Below are 2,212 nucleotides of genomic sequence, written 5' to 3'. Positions count from 1 at the left end.
CTTTTTTCAAACCTTGCCGAAGCAAGTGGGGCGGTATTATAGAGTCGGTTCCGATAGTGTCAACTATAAAATTAAAGAAAAATGACTGTGTGCCTGAAAATTAAGCACTTCGTTTAAATCTTGAATAAATAGGTAAAAAATCAGCTCAACAAAAAACAAGTGCAAAGCAGCTACCTTCTTATTCTGCTAGGAATGAGTTGTTTTGCATAGTGCTTTGAAGATAAATACGAACTGATAGTTGTTAACTGGCTTTTGAAGTGGCTTATACACTGGTAGAATGCGCGCAATTTTAGAATTTCTTCAACTATAGAGAGTGATCATGTCGGTTGTAACACGATTTGCACCTAGCCCAACAGGCTATCTTCACGTAGGTGGCGCACGTACAGCGCTGTATTCTTGGCTATTAGCTAAAAATAAAGGCGGCGAATTTGTTCTTCGTATTGAAGATACAGATATCGAACGTTCTACCGAAGAGGCCAAGCAAGCTATTTTAGATGGAATGCAATGGCTAGGTTTAACGTGGGACACAGGTCCTATTTATCAGACCGATCGTTTTGGTCGTTATAAAGAGTTAATTCAACAGTTACTTGATGAAGGCAAGGCATATAAATGCTTTATGAGCTCAGAAGAGCTAGATGCTATTCGCGAAGCGCAAAAAGAGCGCGGTGAAAAGCCTCGTTATCCTGGTACATGGCGTGACAGAACAGATCACCCTGAAGGTCAACCGTTTGTAATTCGATTTAAAAACCCGCTCGAAGGCAAAGTGGTAATAACCGACCACGTGCGCGGCAAAATTGAAATTAGTAACACGGAACTTGATGATTTGATCATTCAACGTTCTGATGGCACACCTACTTACAATTTCTGTGTGGTTGTTGACGATTGGGATATGGGTATAACACATGTTGTACGCGGTGAAGATCACATTAACAACACACCACGCCAGATTAACATTCTTGAAGCGCTTGGTGCGCCAGTGCCAGAGTATGCACACGTATCGATGATCTTGGGTGACGATGGCAAAAAGCTATCGAAGCGTCATGGTGCAGTGAGCGTTATGCAATATCGCGATGACGGTTTCTTGCCACAAGCAGTACTTAATTATCTTGTTCGCTTGGGCTGGTCTCATGGCGACCAAGAAATTTTCTCATTAGAGGAAATGATTGAGAAATTTAGTTTAGATGCAATAGGCCAGTCAGCCTCGGCATTTAATACAGAAAAATTGATTTGGTTGAACCAACACTATATTAAGTCGTTACCGGCAAGTGAAGTGGCTTCTCATGCTAAATGGCATTTTGATGCTTTGGGTGTAGACTTAACGGCGGGCCCTGCGCTTGAATCAATAATTGCTATTCAAGCAGACCGTGTTAAGACGCTTAAAGAACTTGCAGAGATTTCGACGTACTTTTATCAAGATTATGATGATTTTGATGCCAACGCTGCGAAAAAGCACCTGCGTCCGGTAGCGAAAGGTCCTCTTGAGCTAGTTAAAACGAAATTAATGGCTATAGAAGAATGGAACCCTGAGAACATTCAAGCTGCTATTAATGCTACGGCTGAAGAGCTAGAAGTTGGTATGGGTAAAGTAGGTATGCCGTTACGTGTAGCGGTAACCGGTGGCGGTAATTCTCCGTCGTTGGATATCACCTTGAATCTGCTTTCAAAAGAGAAAATTGGTGAGAGAATCGACAAAGCGCTTACTTTTATAGCAAACAGAGAAAATTCATAAAAAAACCGTTGACATGACAGGGGGGGATGCCTAGAATGCGCCCCGCTGTCACGGAACAGTCACACAAAATGTGATTGGGACTATGACGGGGCCATAGCTCAGCTGGGAGAGCGCCTGCATGGCATGCAGGAGGTCGGCGGTTCGATCCCGCCTGGCTCCACCAAGCCGCATCAGAGCTTGGTTTTATAGGCTGAAGTTTTAAACTTCGGATGGAAATTTCGGTAAGGATAAGGTCGCTCGATTCGCAGAGCTCATCTCGCCTTACCGAAATTTAGTGAAGCGTTGCTTCACTAACAAAATTTCTGTCCCCTTCGTCTAGAGGCCTAGGACACCGCCCTTTCACGGCGGTAACAGGGGTTCGAATCCCCTAGGGGACGCCATATTCATCGCGTCACAGTCGATTAATACTGTGAAATAGGCTGGAGTTTTTAACTTCGGACGGAAGTTTCGGTAAGGATAAGGTCGCTCGATTCGCAGAGCTCA

The 2,212-nt window shown here is 44.0% G+C and carries 1 protein-coding gene and 2 tRNA genes; all 3 read left to right on the top strand.

Going from position 1 to position 2,212, the window contains the following annotated elements:
* Window positions 1–319: 319 nt before the first annotated feature.
* The 3 genes from gltX (at window position 320) to EYR97_RS21735 (ending at window position 2,109) form a co-directional block, all read left to right on the top strand.
* The gene (gltX, locus tag EYR97_RS21745; protein WP_131095851.1) at window positions 320–1,729 is read left to right on the top strand and encodes a glutamate--tRNA ligase; all 1,410 of its coding nucleotides are present in this window, start codon (window positions 320–322) and stop codon (window positions 1,727–1,729) included.
* An 87-nt stretch (window positions 1,730–1,816) separates the two neighbouring features.
* Window positions 1,817–1,892 (top strand) — tRNA-Ala (locus EYR97_RS21740).
* A 141-nt stretch (window positions 1,893–2,033) separates the two neighbouring features.
* Window positions 2,034–2,109 (top strand) — tRNA-Glu (locus EYR97_RS21735).
* The last annotated feature ends 103 nt before the right edge of the window (window positions 2,110–2,212 follow it).

It is taken from the genome of Alteromonas sp. KUL42 (assembly GCF_006538325.1).
Lineage (GTDB): Bacteria > Pseudomonadota > Gammaproteobacteria > Enterobacterales > Alteromonadaceae > Alteromonas.
This window is presented reverse-complemented; position numbering and strand designations above follow the sequence as displayed.